The sequence below is a fragment of the Xanthomonas fragariae genome (assembly GCF_017603965.1).
In the GTDB taxonomy this organism is placed as follows: Bacteria; Pseudomonadota; Gammaproteobacteria; order Xanthomonadales; family Xanthomonadaceae; genus Xanthomonas; species Xanthomonas fragariae_A.
Genome location: NZ_CP071955.1, coordinates 2,566,431 through 2,583,779, shown reverse-complemented (window position 1 = coordinate 2,583,779; position 17,349 = coordinate 2,566,431). Strand labels below are relative to the sequence as shown.

General features: G+C 57.4%; 10 protein-coding genes, 2 other RNA genes and 2 pseudogenes. 8 read left to right on the top strand and 6 right to left on the bottom strand.

Features of this window, described 5'->3' with window-relative positions; genetic code table 11:
• Nucleotide 1 precedes the first annotated feature (1 nt).
• On the top strand, nucleotides 2-3,754 hold the full coding sequence (locus J5I97_RS12110) for a pilus assembly protein (protein WP_208586762.1): 3,753 nt from the start codon (nucleotides 2-4) through the stop codon (nucleotides 3,752-3,754).
• 3 nt (nucleotides 3,755-3,757) lie between these two features.
• Entirely contained in the window at nucleotides 3,758-4,183 is a 426-nt protein-coding gene (locus J5I97_RS12105; protein ID WP_371885903.1) for a type IV pilin protein, read from the top strand.
• Nucleotides 4,184-4,227: 44 nt separating this feature from the next.
• Here J5I97_RS12105 and J5I97_RS12100 read toward each other — a convergent pair.
• From J5I97_RS12100 to J5I97_RS12090, 3 genes and pseudogenes are all read right to left on the bottom strand, one after another.
• Nucleotides 4,228-4,530 (bottom strand): annotated as a pseudogene (locus tag J5I97_RS12100) (integrase core domain-containing protein); the annotation flags it as partial.
• A gap of 27 nt (nucleotides 4,531-4,557) precedes the next feature.
• Nucleotides 4,558-4,633: non-coding RNA, sX9 sRNA (locus J5I97_RS12095), on the bottom strand.
• A gap of 61 nt (nucleotides 4,634-4,694) precedes the next feature.
• A complete protein-coding gene (locus J5I97_RS12090) occupies nucleotides 4,695-6,941 on the bottom strand; it encodes a methyl-accepting chemotaxis protein (RefSeq protein ID WP_208586760.1) in 2,247 nt (748 codons plus the stop codon).
• 181 nt (nucleotides 6,942-7,122) lie between these two features.
• Here J5I97_RS12090 and J5I97_RS12085 point away from each other — a divergent pair.
• The 5 genes from J5I97_RS12085 (at nucleotide 7,123) to J5I97_RS12065 (ending at nucleotide 13,842) form a co-directional block, all read left to right on the top strand.
• A protein-coding gene (locus tag J5I97_RS12085) for an IS3 family transposase (RefSeq protein ID WP_208586758.1) occupies nucleotides 7,123-8,267 on the top strand; the annotation gives its coding sequence in 2 pieces (ribosomal slippage) (nucleotides 7,123-7,360 and nucleotides 7,360-8,267; 1,146 coding nt in all).
• Between the two features lie 239 nt (nucleotides 8,268-8,506).
• Nucleotides 8,507-10,678, top strand: a complete 2,172-nt coding sequence (locus J5I97_RS12080; RefSeq protein ID WP_238135519.1) for a ferritin-like protein — start codon at nucleotides 8,507-8,509, stop codon at nucleotides 10,676-10,678.
• Nucleotides 10,679-10,747: 69 nt separating this feature from the next.
• Nucleotides 10,748-11,662: an MNIO family bufferin maturase gene (bufB, locus tag J5I97_RS12075; RefSeq protein ID WP_238135518.1), complete on the top strand. Its 915-nt coding sequence runs from the start codon at nucleotides 10,748-10,750 to the stop codon at nucleotides 11,660-11,662.
• Nucleotides 11,655-12,542: a DNA-binding domain-containing protein gene (locus tag J5I97_RS12070; RefSeq protein ID WP_238135517.1), complete on the top strand. Its 888-nt coding sequence runs from the start codon at nucleotides 11,655-11,657 to the stop codon at nucleotides 12,540-12,542. The genes bufB and J5I97_RS12070 overlap by 8 nt, the downstream gene beginning before the upstream one ends.
• Before the next feature lie 31 nt (nucleotides 12,543-12,573).
• Nucleotides 12,574-13,842, top strand: coding sequence for a phosphatidylserine decarboxylase family protein (locus J5I97_RS12065; RefSeq protein WP_208586757.1), 1,269 nt, complete (start codon nucleotides 12,574-12,576; stop codon nucleotides 13,840-13,842).
• Between the two features lie 49 nt (nucleotides 13,843-13,891).
• Here the strand turns inward: J5I97_RS12065 and J5I97_RS12060 are convergent, their stop codons facing one another.
• Together J5I97_RS12060 and J5I97_RS12055 are read right to left on the bottom strand one after the other, a co-directional pair.
• On the bottom strand, nucleotides 13,892-14,371 hold the full coding sequence (locus J5I97_RS12060) for a JAB domain-containing protein (RefSeq protein ID WP_208586756.1): 480 nt from the start codon (nucleotides 14,369-14,371) through the stop codon (nucleotides 13,892-13,894).
• Nucleotides 14,372-14,556: 185 nt separating this feature from the next.
• Nucleotides 14,557-14,634: non-coding RNA, sX9 sRNA (locus J5I97_RS12055), on the bottom strand.
• Nucleotides 14,635-14,758: 124 nt separating this feature from the next.
• Here J5I97_RS12055 and J5I97_RS12050 point away from each other — a divergent pair.
• Nucleotides 14,759-16,105 (top strand): annotated as a pseudogene (locus tag J5I97_RS12050) (IS701 family transposase).
• 234 nt (nucleotides 16,106-16,339) lie between these two features.
• On the opposite strand, the gene J5I97_RS12045 reads toward J5I97_RS12050, so the two are convergent.
• Nucleotides 16,340-17,341, bottom strand: coding sequence for a magnesium and cobalt transport protein CorA (locus tag J5I97_RS12045; RefSeq protein ID WP_208586755.1), 1,002 nt, complete (start codon nucleotides 17,339-17,341; stop codon nucleotides 16,340-16,342).
• Nucleotides 17,342-17,349 lie beyond the last annotated feature (8 nt).

The window sequence follows — 17,349 nt, the reverse complement described above, 5'->3', positions numbered from 1 at the left end:
CATGAATACTCTCAAACATCCATTCCGTCGACGCCTGCATGCGTTGCACCAGATGCTCAGGGTGCCCACGTTATCTATGGTTGCAACTCTACTTTCGTTGCCGGCCAATGCCGGCATTACATTGCCCACCGATCCGTTGACCACGGTAAGTCGCGTGCCTCCCAATATCATGTTTATTCTTGATGATTCCGGTTCAATGGCATTCGGGGATCTGGCCAACCCGGAGGTATCCCAAATCTGCCGACGCGGATCAGACGATGCTTGCTTGACAAGTAATCGACAGGTGGTCTTTGACATTACCGACAGTGCTTATGTTGGAAATACGATTTACTATAATCCTGCTATTGATTATAAGCCCTGGATAAACGCGGCGGGCGCACTGATGACCGGGGGTACCTCCTATGGAGCAGTCTACGGAGATTTTAATAAAGCCAGTGGAACGACAATCGATCTATCCAATAGCGCTAGTTGCGGAAAATTCGACCAAAACGGTAATGACAAAGGTACCGGTGCCAATGTGAATGTGTGTGGTGGTGTCCAGACATTCTATGTTCCAAAGGATGTCGGCAACAAGGCAATAAGCTATCTGTCTAATGCAGACAATTATTACAGGTATCAAATTTTTGATGTTAATACTGTCATTCGCAGCGAATTTGGTCCCGTTGGTGTGGTTGCCTCGGTGCCTGGATATCCTGTCTCTGATTCGGTGGCGTTAAATGCAACAAAAACTTACAGAATTACAGTGCCGGCCAACGGGAATCTAACGGTCAATTTGAATACAACATCAAATCGCGGCGTAAATTTGAGTGTTCGAAACGCCTCTAATTTGATAGTTGATTGCAATTCGATCGTGTCGGGAAATTCATCTCAGTCATGCTCGGTTACTCCTGCATCAAACAGTACATATGAAGTGCGTGTTTCAGGTGCGGCAATCTTGGGGGCAGCGACGTACTCTCTGTCTGCAAGTATAAATCGAGATAATAGATGCGTGTCAGGATCTTCTGCCGAAAATGATTGGATTAACTGCACAGCAGTAACTCCTACAGGCAGAAGCGCTTCTTCAGAAGCATCCAATTACGCTACGTGGTTTTCTTATCAGCGCACCCGCATCAAGGCGGCCAAGGCAGGTGCTGGCCTGGCCTTCAGTGATCTTGGCGCTAACGTACGCGTCGGGTTCAGAACTATTTGGTCCAGAAATAACCTGGATATACCGGTAAATGATGGTAATCAAGGTCTTTTCATGGATCGCGCCGCTACCGGCGGCGGTGCAGCAACCAATGCGCGCACGAATTGGTACAACCGACTTTACGATGCGACTGGCTACAACGGCACGCCCTTGCTGAGTGCCTTGAACGGGGTTGGTCAGTATTATCAAAGTTCCGATGCCGCCGGTCCTTATGGCCCCGAAGCCGGTGTAGACCAGTATGCGTGCAGGCAGAATTTTGCGATCATGACAACCGATGGTTACTGGAACGGCGCTACCTCTGTCAATCCCGGTAACCAGGATGGAACCAATGGAGCCTCTTACAGCAGACCCAACGGTGTGCCAGCTTCCTACGGTTACACGGTGAGTGCCCCGTATTCTGATTCTTACTCCAATACTTTGGCGGATGTCGCCATGTCCTATTGGAAAAGTGATCTGCGTGCAGATCTAGACAATGCTGTTCCTACGAGTAATGCTGATCCAGCATTTTGGCAGCACATGGTCACCTTTGGTATCGCCATCGGCGCGCGAGGCGTGCTCAATCCAGCGACCGATCTGGCGCGTTTGATGGCAGGGACTATCGGGTGGCCAGATCCCCAGCCATCTTATACGGGTAATAATGATATTTTGGCCCGAGTCGATGATCTGTGGCACGCGGCCATCAATGGGCGTGGAACATTTCTTTCAGCTGCCGATCCCAACGCATTCAAGGTTGGGCTGACTGCTGCGTTGTCAACGATTACCCAGCGCATTGGTTCTTTTTCGAATGTTTCTGCGACATCCACCAGCCTTGATGGAGGAACACTTGTCTTTAGCGCCAGCTATGTTTCTGGAATATGGACTGGTGAGTTCAGCGCTTATCCAGTAGTCGATGGGGCGGCGGCGAGTGTCGCTACATGGAGCGCCTCGCAAAGACTTCCTACTACCAACCGTAAAATATTTACCTGGAATGGCACGGCTGGCGCCGCTTTTCCGACGGCAGGTCAGATCACCTCATTGGCGCGTACCTCTGCACCTGTTGTGACCGGTGAGGAGAATGCTGCCTACATTGCTGGCGATCGCAGCAAGGAGCAGGTCAATAACGGTAATTTGCGTAATCGAACCTCACTCTTGGGGGACATCGTGAATTCGTCGCCAGTGTACTCGTCGGAAACTGGGACGGTTTATGTCGGCGCAAATGACGGCATGTTGCATGCTTTTAACGCTACTACTGGAGTTGAACAATTTGCGTATATTCCGTCCTCAATCAACTTTCCCGACCTGGGGAGCCTGAGCACGCCCTCCTATAGCCATCGATATTTTGTTGATGGGCCCATCGTTCTTTCTACGCGCGCGCAAACGCCGGATAAGACCGTTTTGGTTGGCAGTCTCGGCAGAGGTGGAAAAGGTCTTTATTCCCTAGATGTGACAACGCCTGGCGGTTTCTCTGCAAATAGTGTGAAGTGGGAGCGCTACGGCGCGTCGGGTGATGCCGAAGCGGCAAATATTGGATTGGTCCAGTCCCGTCCTTTTATCGCCAAGCTCAACAACGGGTCCACCGCGCTGGTCGTCGCCAACGGCATTAACAGCACGAACGATCAAGCGGTGCTTTTGGTCTATAACCTGGAAACTGGTGCCCTTATCAAGCAAATCACTACTGCAGTGGGTTCATCCAGTGCGCCTAACGGGCTCTCCGGTGCAACAGGTTGGGATGCCGACGCCAATGGCTCTATAGATTATGTCTATGCGGGCGACGTGCGGGGCAACGTCTGGAAGTTTGACCTTTCTGGAGCTGCCGCTGCGGGTTGGGGCGTTGCAAACTCGGGTAGCCCAATTTTCACTGCGTCGTATCCCGTGGGTACGGGTAGTACGTTGCAGCCGATTACCGCCGACATGACGGTGGCATTGAATCCGCGGACCTATGAAACTTGGTTGTTCTTTGGGACCGGTCGTTTTATGACTGTTGGCGATTTGACGGATAAAAGTGGGCAATCGCTTTATGGAATCGTAGATGCGACGACCTCCAATAGCTCTGCGACGTTGGCTCGAACATCGCTGACGGCACGCTCTGTTAGGGTGGTGGGGACACAAAATGGATTTCCAGTGCGCGGCTTCGAGCGGAATTCGATCTTGCCGACTGGCTCCAAAGGTTGGTACATCGATTTGCTGAAGCCTGCTGCAAACGCTGGGGGCGTCGGAACCTTGGAGGGTGAACGGATCGTCAGCGAAGCGCAACTGTTCAGCAACACATTAGTGGTAAGCAGCATTATTCCGACGGCGAGTGCATGTCAGGCCGATGGCACTGGTTATATCAACGCGTTGGATGCTTTCACTGGTACAAGCGGTACCGAGTCGTTCTTCGACCTGAATGGAGACGGCAGCTTCAGCGATGAAACGGTGGGCGGGGGCCCGGTGGGCTCGGTCAACCTGGGCGTGGGAATGCCGACGCTCGGGAAGGTCTTGCGCGGTAAGGTGGTTGTTGGTGGCTCAAGCGGAGGATTGGGTAGCCTGGACATTGCAGACAATCGCAACACGGGTCGGGTGTCATGGCGCGAAATTATCAAGGATTAATCCATGTATACGATGAATCGCAAGTCTTACAAAATCGATTTTCGGAAATCTTCCGGTTTCAGTCTCGTGGAGTTGATGATCGCTGTGGTAATTGTCGGCATTCTTGCAACGATAGCGATGAGCAGCTATCAATCATCCGTTATCAAGTCTCGCCGTGCAGCAGCGGCTGCTTGTCTTCAGGAGGGCGCCCAGACAATGGAGCGTTACTACACGATCAACACTACTTACGTTGGAGCCAGCATGGGCACCTGTAGTGCCGACGTCGCAAATTTCTATACGTTCTCTTCTGGTACGCCTACAGCGACAGGTTTTATACTGAGCGCGGCACCACTTACACGGCAAAACGATTCCGCGTGCGGCACGCTGACGATCAATCAACTCGGTGTGCGGGGCGCTTCGGGCGCCGCCGGTGCAAGCCAATGTTGGTAATGAGTTGAACCGCCCCGGGAAGTTGGGAGGCCGTTTGGTTTGAGTCACGCCGCTTTGACGTAACCGGCTTGTTGTCGATAGTAAGCCTCTTCGGCTTCCGCTGGCGGAATGTTCCCGATCGACCCCAGCAAGCGTTTGTGGTTGTACCAGTCCACCCAATCCAGGGTGGCCAGTTCCACATCCTGGCGGTTGCGCCACGCGCGCCGGTGGATCACCTCGGCCTTGTACAACCCGTTGATCGTCTCGGCCAGCGCGTTGTCGTAGCTATCGCCCACGCTGCCCACCGACGGCTCGATCCCGGCGTCGGCCAGCCGCTCGGTGTAGCGGATCGACACGTACTGCACGCCGCTTTAATGACACAGTAGGATTAGAGCGGCTAACAAAACGTAGCGAGCAGTCGTCAGGTGGGTGCGGACGGCGGGGAGGAACCGGAGTGTACGCGTGGTACATGCCGATTCCGAGCGCCGGCCGCGCCCGTTTGGCGGCGGCGCAGTAGTTTTGTCAGCCGATCTCAGAATTCTTTCCAGCTGCCTTCACCGCTTGGTGATGCAGTAACAGTTCGAGACTTCAAGCTCACGGTGCGATTTGCAACAAACCCTTTGCTCTTCAGTGTCGAAGTTGCAACCAGCTTTTGAGCGAGCGCCTTAGCTGAGCTCACATGAGCATCGTCAGTCTTGAACACAGCAACCGCTTCTGTCAGATGAATCGCCTGCTCTTCAAGCGAGCGAGCAGCAGCCGTAGCCTCTTCCACCAGCGCCGCGTTCTGCTGGGTGGTTTCGTCCATATGGGTAATGGTTTGATTGACCTGCTCGATACCAGCCGACTGCTCCTGCGAGGCAGCGGAGATTTCGCCCATGATATCGGTGACTCGCTGCACACTGGCTACTACTTCAGTCATGGTCTTACCAGCGCTATGCACAAGGGCAGAGCCTTCAGCCACACGATGCACAGAGTCATCGATGAGGTCCTTGATCTCTTTTGCCGCACCTGCTGAACGCTGGGCAAGCGTACGTACCTCAGAGGCGACTACCGCGAAACCGCGTCCCTGATCACCAGCGCGGGCCGCTTCCACTGCAGCGTTCAATGCCAGGATGTTGGTTTGGAATGCGATGCCGTCGATGACACTGATGATGTCGGCGATTTTCTTAGACGAGGCTTCGATACCCGACATGGTCTGGACCACCTTACTCACCACTTCGCCACCCTGAGCTGCAACAGTCGCAGCACCGATAGCCAGCTGATTGGCTTGGCGCGCACCCTCTGCGTTCTGCTTAACAGTGGAGGTAAGCTCTTCCATCGAGGCGGCGGTCTCTTCCAGGTTGGCAGCTTGCTGCTCGGTGCGCTGCGACAGGTCCTGATTGCCAGCAGCAATCTCGCTGGCTGCACCCTTGATCGACACAGCTGAGTTCTTGATGCTGCCAACGATCTCCGCCAGCTGCGCCGCAGTGGCATTGGCATCATCGCGCATTTGCGCGAACACACCGCAGAAGTCGCCACTCATGCGTGCGGTTAGATCGCCGGCGGCGATCGCCTGCAAAAGGCTAGAGAGCGATTGCAGGTTGCCATCGGCGGTAGACATCAAGGTGTTGAGGCTGTCCACCATCACGCGAAAGTCGTACTGGAAGCGCTCGGCGTCACCACGTGCGCTGAAGTCGCCATTGGCTGCGGATTGGGCCAAATGCTTGATCTCGTGGTTCATCGCAGCCAGGTTGACCTTGACCTGTGCCATTGTTTCGGAGAGAACGGCTTTTTCACCAGGTAATTTGTCCATATCTTCGCTGAGATCACCGATGGCATAGCGGCCCATGATCTGCGCCAATCGCATCTTTACCGCAATGTGCGATGCCACCAGATTGTTCGTATCGCGCGCCATGCGGCCATAGTCGCCCGGGAACGCCGAGGCATCAATGCGGAAACTAATCTGACCATCGTCATGGCGCTTAGCCATTTCGGTCTGTGCAGCCAGCAGGCTACGCAGCTGTTGTTGCATCTTGCTCATCGCTCGCAGAAGACGCCCACTTTCATCTTGGGCTTGCGTCTGAACATCGTTGTCCAGGATACCGACCGCAATTGATTCGGCGGCGCGGGTAGCGCGACTCAACGGCTGAGTCAGGCTACGGGTGATTGCGAATGCGAGCAGGCTACTGATAATCGCGACGGCTAGGCCGCCAGCGATGAGCAGGGATTTGCCACGACTCATCGCGGCAACAGCGTCGTCATAGGATTGAGCAGTCTGTTTTTCCTGCAAAGCGACGTTCTCAGCAATCTTAGCCTGCCAGATCAGCATCGCTGGGCGCGCTTTCTCGCTCAAAAGGACTTGTGCATCTGAGTTCTTGTTTGACGCCGCTAATGCGATCACCTGATCGTTCAGGTCGCGGGCTACTTCTCGGACCGCATCAATCTCTGTACGAAGTTTTCGGGCAGCCTCGCTTGCAGGAAAAGCTTCAAGGGCTTTGCGTTCCTCCGCATAGCGCTGACGCTGGTCCTTGATCGTCGCCAGAGCCTGCTTATTCAACTCATCGGAAGTCACCATAGACAACGTCCCCAGAGAGATGAAGATATTTGAGTTGGCGTCGCGCATTGCGTTGCTCAGCTGCATCTTTGCAACGTTCACTTTAACAATGCTGTCCATCTCGGCACGCGCACTAGACATCGTCGTGAGGCCGGTGGCAACCAAAAGTCCGGACAAGAAGATTAGGATTCCGAAGGCCACACCCAGTCGGCGACCAACGTTGTAGCGTTGCAAAAATGTATTCATAAGGCGGTCCGACCATAGATGTGGATAGAAGCACACGCATTCAGCTGATCTACGCACTGCGTGTACTTCTCCAATATCGGCAAGCTAGTGCATCACTGAATGCCTAAAAAAAACTGGATGATACGCCCAGGGTTCCGTAGACATCTCAAGGCCATGGAAAATGGCAGATTCGGAGGTGTCCATGAGCAGCAAGCGGTATACGGATGAGTTCAAGTTCGAAGCGGTCCGGCAAGTGACCGATCGTGGGTTCAAGGTGGCAGAAGTCGCCGAGCGACTGGGTGTGACCACGCACAGCCTCTACGCCTGGCTACGCAAGTTCGGCAAGCCCGGCGTCGTGCAGCGCGCCGAGTTGGACCAGAACTCCGAGGTTCGGCGCCTGAAGACCGAATTGCGCCGAGTCACCGAGGAGCGCGACATCCTAAAAAAGGCCGCCGCGTACTTTGCCAAGGAGTGAAGGCAAAGTACGCGTTCATGCAAGACCATCGCAGGGAGTTCAGGCTGTGCGCGATGTGCCGGGTGTTGCGGGTGAACCGGGCGGGTTATTACGCGTGGTTACGCTCGCCCGACAGTGAGCGCGCCAAGGAAGATGAGCGCTTGCTGGGACTGATCAAGCACCACTGGCTGGCCAGCGGCAGTGTGTATGGGCATCGCAAGATTGCCAAGGATCTGCGCGATCTGTGGGAACGTTGCAGTCGCCATCGGGTGTATCGGCTGATGCGCACCGAGGGACTGCGTGCCCAGGTGGGCTATGGTCGCAAACCGCGCTTCCATGGAGGAATGCAGTGCAAGGCAGCGGCCAACCTGCTGGACCGGCAGTTCGACGTGACGAAGCCGGACACGGCCTGGGCGAGCGATTTCACCTTCATCCGCACGCAGGAAGGCTGGATGTATCTGGCTGTGGTGATCGATCTGTTTTCCAGGCAAGTCGTCGGCTGGGCAATGCGCGATCGGGCCGATACCGAGTTGGTCGTGCAGGCCTTGTTGTCTGCGGTCTGGCGGCGCAAACCCAACGCTGGTTGCCTGGTTCATTCGGACCAAGGGTCGGTCTATACCAGCGATGACTGGCAGAGTTTCCTGGCGTCCCATGGCTTGGTGTGCAGCATGAGTCGGCGTGGCAACTGCCACGACAACGCACCCGTGGAGAGCTTCTTCGGCCTGCTCAAACGCGAGCGGATCAGGCGGCGGATCTATTCCACCAAAGAGGCCGCACGCACCGAGGTGTTCGACTATATCGAAATGTTTTACAACCCAAAACGCCGCCATGGTTCAACTGGCAGCCTGTCGCCTGTAGAGTTCGAGCGGCGCTACGCGCAACGAGGGTCCTGAGTGTCTACGGAACCCTGGGCGTATCAATCTGCCGACCTGCATCAGCCACTAATGCGCTCGGTCACGAAAACCCAGTTGGCTTGGTCACGCCTTGCCGTTCCCAGGCGCACTGAGCAATTGACTCGCCTTGCGGCCAGGCTTATACGTCGAAGCAATCGACCACACTTTCCGAGGGTTCGCCAAGAAACCAATAAAGCGCCCTTGATCTCCAGGTGTGCCTAGATGCAAGGACTGCGCGAATGCATGCAGTTCTCGTCGCCACTGGGATGGATAGATGCGCTACACACGCATGCGATCTCGCCACCCAGCCGAATGCTAGGACATCCATGGAGAAGGTTTGTATGAGCGCGACCGAAAAGCACGCCACATTGGGAATTATCCCCAAAGTTCCCCGCCAGATTGTCAATCAGCCGCTTGCCAATTTAGAAGCGGATAAAGCGGCATTGCAGGCCTTGGTCCAGGCCGCTGTCAATGTAGAGCTATTCACCGTCCCACTTTACATGTCCACGATGAAGTCCATCCAGGGCACGCATGCGATCAATGCAAATGGCATTTCCTACTACAAGGGCCGTCGCTGGCCGGGCATGGCGACCGGAACAATACCGCTGGGTGCCCCACCCGAAAAGACTGCTCCGCAACGCGCCTACAATTTGCTGTTCTCGGTTTTTATCGACGAGATGCTGCATCTGCAAATGGCCGCAAATCTGTGTGGCGCAGTTGGCGTCACCCCGACCTTCAACAGCCCGCTGCTGCAAGACACCAATTATAACTGGATCTGCTACGGCCCCACGCAAACCGTCATCCCGCACATTATCGATCTGCAAGACCTGAAAGACGGCACGGTCGGCAGCGGGCTGAATGTTGATCTTGCGGGACTGATTGACACGCAAGTGGCGCTGTTTACGGTGATCGAGGAAAACCACGACACCGCACGCGCCAAGATCAAGCCATCGGTGCTCGAAACGACGTATTTTCCGACGGTTCCGTTTGGCAAATGGACCGCAACATCCACCGAAGTGAATCTGCCGAAATTCGGCACGATCGGCTGGATGTATTTTTGTCTGTTCCAATACATCACGCTCAAATATGAGGACAACCAGACCTTGTGGGAAAAGGTGTTTGCCGGTCCCACCGGTCAACGCGATTTGTTCAACGGCGTCACCAGCAAGATCCAGAAAGAATACCCGCAACTCTTCACCCAGATTACCGAGACCCAGCCACTGGCTGCCGCTGCGCAAGCGATCTACATGATGTATGCCATCTGCGATCAAGGAGAAGGCGGTATCGACTGGCAGACCACCAGTGCGTTTCTGGGCATGATCCACGAGCGCGCACTGGAAACCGGGGCCAAACTAGCTACCCTCAAAAGCGTGCTCGTGCAGTTCCAGCCCGACGAAGAGGCGTTGGCCAACAACTATCCGTCCTACACCGATGCGGGCGACCCCGCGCCCTCGGCAGATGCGGCCGCGCGATCAAGCAATGGTGGACAGGATCATTACGAACGCTTCGAGCAGCTGCTTGATCTGGTCGATCAGGTGGAGACGTGGAGTGAATGGCACGCGGTCTCCGGCAACATCTGGACAGCGGCGCTGCTCACCAGCGCCGATTTCGACCCCGCCACGGCGCCGACCACCATCCCCAAGCCATCCGAGGTGGCGACTGCTCTCAACAACTTGAAGCTGCTCGACCCGGTCGACTTGGACAACGTCGCGCAAGGCTCGCTCGCCGGCATCACCACCGTACTGACCAAATCCTGGGGCGATCTTTCTGTCGACTTCCCGTTTCCCTCCATGGTGGGCTCGGGTGATCGCATGGGGTTGTATTGGGCCGTCTATGGCAGCGCGCCAACATTGCGGCAAGGTGTGGCGGCACAACCCACGAGCGCCCTGCAACATGCCTGCCAGGGCCTGGCACTGGATGGGTCCGGGGGGAACTGTGCGGCACCCGCCATCTATCACAGCTGCAAAGGATCCAATAGCTGCGCCACGCAAGGCGGCTGCGGCTTTGCTCACGGGGTGAGCGGTGGCGGCAATTGCTCCCAAGCGATCGGTGGGCGCGGTGGGTGTGGTGCACCGTCGCCGTCAACCTCGCCATCGGCAGTGGGCGGAACCTGCGGTCTGCCCACGTTCTTTAGCGCGCCCGCCGACAACAAATGCGCAGGACTAGGCGGCTGTGCCGTGCCGATCTCTGCCTCTCAGCTGTATCCCACAGCCGGCATGATGGAATTGTTCAATTTCACCGGTTCGGACAACACCCCAACACCGATAGCGGAACTGCCCTTCGCCGTGGGCGACTCTGTCTACGACATCGCATGGCAGGCGTTCGAGAAGGTCATGGCCAATCGCCAGCTGCAGCCAGGCACCAAGCCCAGTCCGACGGATCTGCGCATCGCCCTGCCGCCTTCCACCTGACCGGCTGACACGGTGATGCACGCACGTCCGACTCAACCGCACAATGCCCAGGGCATGGTGGAAGAACGCATGCCCCCGCCCCGTCTGGGCTTGCCCAATCTCGGATTTGGTGTCGGGCTCCGTCCGCAGCATCTCCCGGCCATCTTGACCGGGGGAGCGCGGGTGGATTGGTTCGAGATCATTTCGGAAAATTACCTTGATGATTGCGGCTACCAACGCGCGATGTTGAGCAAGTTGGCGGAAGAGGTCCCCATCGTCATGCATGGCGTCAGCTTGTCGATCGGCTCGGACGCGCCACTCGACAACGACTACTTGCACAAGCTCAAACGGTTGGCAGAAGACATCAAGGCCGTCTGGATATCGGATCATCTGTGCTGGACTGGGCTTGGCTCGCACAACTCGCACGATCTGCTGCCCCTGCCCTTCAACGCAGAGTCACTGGCCCACGTGCGCGACCGCGTTGTGCAGGTGCAGGACGTGCTGGGCAGGGCGTTGGTGCTGGAAAATCCATCCAGCTATGTGCAGTTCCAGACGTCGACCATGCCGGAATGGGAGTTCCTGGCACGCCTGGCCGACAACACTGGTTGCGGCATCTTGCTGGACGTCAACAATGTTTATGTGAGTGCCCACAACCATCGCTTCGATCCCGAGATATATCTGCGCGCGTTGCCGCACCGGCAGGTCGTGCAGATCCATCTGGCAGGACCGACGGAATATGGCGACTGCCTGGTCGACACACATGACCAACCCGTTCCTGCCCGCGTGTGGGAGTTGTATGCACTGGCGCAGCAATTGACCGGTGGTGTGTCGACACTGCTGGAATGGGATGCCAACCTGCCTGACTACGATGGGCTCCTGGGCGAATTGAACAAGGCACGCCAGGTCATGGAAGGCAGCATGCCGGTGATGGCACCTCCCGTTGTGGCCGAGCATGCAGTTTCCACACCCTTGCACCATCTGCAGGTGGAGCCTTTAGATGCTTAGTTCTTCAGGCGCTCCAAGTGAGACAGCGCTTGGCGAGGTGCAACGCTGGATGCTGACAGCAACCACGCATCCAACAGGACTGAGAGAAGGCCTTAGGGCTGCGCATGCGAGCCAGGGCCTCGATATCCATACGCTGCTTGCCGCGCCCGTTGGTGTCGACCCACGCGCGCGGTTAGCCATTTACGCCAATGGCTATTGGCTCAGGCTGATCGAATGCCTGCAATCTGACTATCCGGCGCTATCGCGTCTGCTCGGATCGGACCTCTTTGACTTCTTTGCACGCGCGTATCTGAGCGAATATCCCTCTACATCGCCCTCCTTGCACGCCCTGGGTGCACGCTTCCCCTACTTTCTGCGCACCTCGCAATGGGCTCGCCACCAACGCCAACGTTTCCCGCTGGAACTGGCCTGGATCGAGCGGGCGCTTTCCGAGGCCAGTCGCGCACAGGGCTTGGAGAAAGTAGACATGGATACAAACATCGATGCATCCACGCTGGCACTTGGCTGGCCCTGCACCGTGCACGTGCCCACAACCACTAAGCTTGCCATCGTGTCGCACACCCTGGAGAGCTTTCGCGGTTGGTTGTCGGGCGCAAGCCCGAGTGATTCTCCGGTCGCTGGCCGAACTTTCCTGGCCGTTCGCCGTCACCGATTTCGCGTCGGGATCGATCCACTCACCGATTGGCAGTTCTTCGCCTTACGCCACGCTGCGCGTCGTCCACGCACGCTCATCGACTGTGCGCAGGCGGCGGCACGTCGCACCGGACGGGCGCCAGGCGAACTGCACGCGCTGCTTGCCCTGTGGCTGCCCACAGCGCAGGCATCGAGCATGGTGGTACTGACATCTCCATCAGAAACCGCTGAACCCACCGACATGTAAGTCTGCCCACTCCCCGACCAGGATATCCGCCATGACAAGCGTTACCGGACCATTATTGGACGCGCACTATCAACACAGCTTTGGCGCGCTGGCCGGATATCTTCCGGAAGATCGCAGCTGGCTTGCCGCGTGGCATGCCGTCATTCGTGAAAAAGCTGCCCAGCTACAAAGCGATCAGGGAGCTGGCTACGCCAACCAGGCGGTGAAGGATCTGGCTAATCTGATCGACACCAATGGCATCGTACGCATGTATGTTACCGAGGCTATCGACCAGACCAGCGCTTTCACGAAAAACATCAAGAACATCCAGGACATGCTGGCCCAGCTCGATGTCATCTGCACGACGGCACCCGAATACAACGTCAACAAGAACGCACGCGTGCTGTTCCCGATGTCGGCATTGTTCGTCGACATGATGGCAACGCCTGCCGGCAAGGCGCTGTTCCGCCTTGAGCCGTTCAATGAAGCGCTCAGGGCGATCCTGACGACATGGTCCGGGTATCTCGATAGCCAGGCCAGCTGCTGGGTGCTTAACCGAGACCCCAACATCGGCTGGCTCGGCACTGCCGCTTTCGCCGAGTTCAAGCTCGCCGATTTTGTCATCGACTGGGATGCCGAGTATGGCGGCTTCCAGTCCTACAACGATTTCTTTCATCGCGAAATTCAGGCCAGTTGTCGTCCGCTGGCAGGAGAAGGTGATGCCAGCATCATCACCTCACCCAACGATGGCACGGTGTATCGCATCGCAACCAATGTGCAACAAAGCGCCGTATTCTGGATCAAAGAGCAGAGCTACTCGCTGCAAGACATGCTCGCCAATCCGGACGCCGCGCTGTTGCAGCGATTTGTAGGAGGCACCGTAGTGCAGATCTTTTTAAGCGGCGCGGACTATCACCGCTGGCACGCGCCGGTAGATGGCGTGGTCACTTACGAAAATGTCGACGGACTGCTTTTCAGCGAAAACGAAGACAGCAGCTTCGATCCCGACGCAGGTGTGACATCGCAAGTCTATGGAGCGGCGGTCAACAATCGCGGCATTGTCTCCATTGCTGCCGACGATGCGCGCCTTGGTACCGTCTTTGTCATGCCGATTGGCATCACGGAAATTTCCTCGCTGACGCAGACTGCGGCCAATGGGCAGCATGTCAGCAAAGGCGATGAGCTTGGCTACTTCAACTATGGTGGCTCCACGCTGTGCCTGGTGTTCGAAAACAGCGTGTCATTGAACTTCGGCACCTTGCAGCCGAATCAGACCATCGAGGTCAATGCACAGCTTGCGAGATTGAACACACCTGTTTGACGCTGCGCAACCTCATTGTTTGCGCAGTAAAGGCCCAAGAAAGGGAGGGCTATGCCCACCCACTTGCTGCCAGGCTGGTGTGCTGACGCCCGCCGATGATTAGGTGGTCCAGCACCCGGATGTCGAGAAGGCCCAGAGCCTGCTGCAGGCGCTCGGTGACTTTGCGGTCGGCTTCGCTTGGCTCCGGGTTGCCGCTCGGGTGGTTGTGGAAAAGGATGACGGCAGCAGCGTTCAAATCCAAGGCGCGCTTGGCGACCACCCGAGGGTGCACCTCGCAGCCGTCAATGGTGCCGAAGAAGAGATGTTCGGTCGCCAGGATATGGTGCTTGATGTCCAGGAAGACGACCCCGAAGACTTCGTGACTGAGATGTGCGCAGCGGGCAATCAGGTAGTCGCCGGCTTGCTCGGGGCTGTGGATGCGGCCTTGCCGTTGAAGGCGCTGTTCCAGGATGGCTGCTGCTGCGAGCAAGATGCCCTCTTCGTCAATCTGGAGTTGGTATTGAGCCTTGATGTCTTGGGTGCGCTTCATCGGTTCTTCTCCACCAGCGCGTTGTGCGCCTCGTGGGAACCGACAGGCGAAGCGTCGGGCCCTACCGCACCCGAGAGCGAGCACCGTGCAAGCGGTGCGCAGCGAAGGCCGCAACAAAGCGGCAGCGACGGGAAGGAGGCCTGTCCTTGCGGTCGGGACAGCGAAGCTAAGGTCCCTTTTAGAGCGGCTAACAAAACGTAGCGAGCAGTCGCCAGGTGTGAGTGCGGACGGCCCGGAGGAACCGCAGTGTACGAGTGGTACATGCCGGTTCCGAGCACCGGCCGCGCCCGCCTGGCGGTGAGCGTGGTAGTTTTGTTAGCCTCTCTTAGTCCTACTGTGTCATAAACAGGTTATCCTGCAAGCAGTCTCTCCCACGGCGGGATCGTGATGGCCGCAGTCAGCAACAAAGCGCGTTTCTCCGCTTATCTCGATGAACTCTCCGCTGCGCTCGGTCATGCTGACCGCACTGCGGGCCTGCGAGGCGATTGCAGTGCGTTGATGCTGCCTTTGGAGCGCAAGAGTGTTGAGCCCCTGGCTGCTCATCTGGATCCGCTTCGAACCAGGGCTCGCCATCAAGCCTTGCACCACTTCGTGGCCAAATCAGAGTGGTCCGATGCGGCCATGTTGGAGCGGGTTCGTCAGTACGTTTCGTCGCTGCTGGATTTGAAAGACGAGGTGTACTGGATCGTGGACGACACGGGTTTTCGCAAGAAGGGCAGGCATTCGGTCGGTGTGGCCTGATAGTACTGCGGCGAGATCGGCAAGCAGGACAATTGCCAGGTGGCCGTGAGCGTATCGTTGGCGACGCCGGCAGCGAGCATTCCGATCGCTTTCAGGCTGTATCTGCCTGAAGACTGGGCCAGCGATGCAGCACGCCGGGGAAAAGCGGGAATTCCCCACGAGATTGAGTTCGCGACCAAACCGCAGATCGCACTGGCGCAGATGAAAGCAGCCCATGCCACGGGAGTGGCGCGCGGCACGGTGTTGGCCGATGCAGCCTATGGCAGCAATACGGCCTGGCGTGACGCGCTGGCTTGCCTGGAACTGAACTATGCGGTGGGAATCGTGTCGAGCGTGAAAGTCTGGCCGCCCGGACAAAGGCCCGAATCGCCGGCGGCGTGGAAAGGCCAAGGCCGACCTCCGGTTCGCCATCGTCGTACAGCCGACCATCAGCCACAGTCGGTGCAAGCGCTGGCGCTGTCGTTACCCTCCCGCGCCTTCAGGACAGTCGCGTGGCGGGAAGGCAGCAACGCACCGTTGTCGGGACGTTTCGCCGCCGTACGCGTACGTGCAGCACAAGGTGATCGCTTGCGTCAGGAGGAATGGCTGTTGATCGAATGGCCCAAAGGCCAAGACAGGCCGACCCGATACTTTCTGTCCAACCTGCCGGCAAACACGCCGCGCAAGGATCTGGTAAGGACGGTCAAGGCGCGCTGGCGGATTGAACGCGATTATCAGGATCTGAAACAGGAATTTGGCCTGGATCACTACCAAGGCCGTGGCTGGCGGGGCTTCCATCATCACGCGAGGTTATGCATCGCTGCCTATGGGTACCTGGTTGCTGAACGCTTGCGCGGGGCGCATCAAAAAAAACCCTCGGAATGCGCGGAATCTCCCTTACCCGAGAATTACCGACCGCGCGGCAAGGCAATCGCGCGCCCAGCGCCACGCGAGCGACTCGATCGCGACGCTGCGCTGGACAATCGCCATGGACATCGCAGCGGCACTACTTGACGTGATGCCTCCGCATCTGCGGATTTAATGACACAGTAGGACTAAGTCGCTTGGACCAATTCACAACCGTTGGTGCTGCGATACAGAATCGAAGCCGGTGGAGCAGAGGAAGCTAGGAAAGGTTACCAATCTCAGAAGGATGAAAAACATTCTTCATTTCACCGATTGGTAGGGCGGCCAACGCTGAAGGCTGATCGCCAATCCCGAATCTCCAATCCCGGCCGCAAAGCGGCCTTACAGCCACCGCGCGCGCTTGAACAGGCGATACAACATCAGACACGAACCCACTACGCCGGCCACCAGCAGCGGATACGCATAGCGTTTGTCCAGTTCGGGCATGTGGGTGAAGTTCATGCCGTACCAGCTGGTGATTAAGGTGGGAGCGGCCAGGAGAGCGGCCCAGGCACCCAGCCGTTTGACGGTCTCGCCTTGAGCCAGCGTCACCATCGAGAGGTTGACGCTCAGCGCAGTGCCCAGCATTTCGCGCAAGGTGTCGATGGCATCGTTGATGCGCACGGCGTGATCGAGCACGTCGCGCAAGTAGATGCCGACTTCGTCGTGGATCAGCGCCCCGGGGTTGCGCTTGAGGTGCGAGAGCACGTCCTGTAGCGGCGCGACTACCAGGCGCATCTTGTTGAGTTCGCGCTTGAGTTCGTACAGGTGCACCACGGTGTCGCGCTTGTAGTCGTCGGCGAAGATGTCTTTCTCAAGCCCTTCCAGGGCGTCGCGGAACTCGTCCATGATCGGCAGGTAGTTGTCGACCACGAAGTCGAGCACGCCGTACAGACAGAATGAGGCGCCCATACGCAGCATCGCCGGTTCGCGTTCGACCCGGTGCCGCACTGGCGTATACGACAGCGAGGCACCATGGCGCACGGTCAGCAGAAAACGCGCACCTAAAAACGCGTGGGTCTCGCCGTAGCGGATGCGTTCGTTGACCAACTGCGCTGTGTTGACTACCACGAATAGCGAATTTCCGTAGCTCTCGGCCTTCGGGCGCTGGTGCGCCTTGAGCGCATCCTCGATCGCCAGATCATGCAGGCCGAACTCGTCCTGCAGCTTGTGCAGCACCGATTCCTGTGGTTCGTACAGGCCGACCCAGACGAACCCGTCCGGGCGCTGCAGCACATCGCTGATCTGCTCCAGGCTGATGTCGTGGCGCTCGGCGTCGCCATCGTAATAGGCGCAGGTGATGACGCAGGACGGGTTATCCGGATGGGGGCCGTGGTGGTTCATGGGCGCAT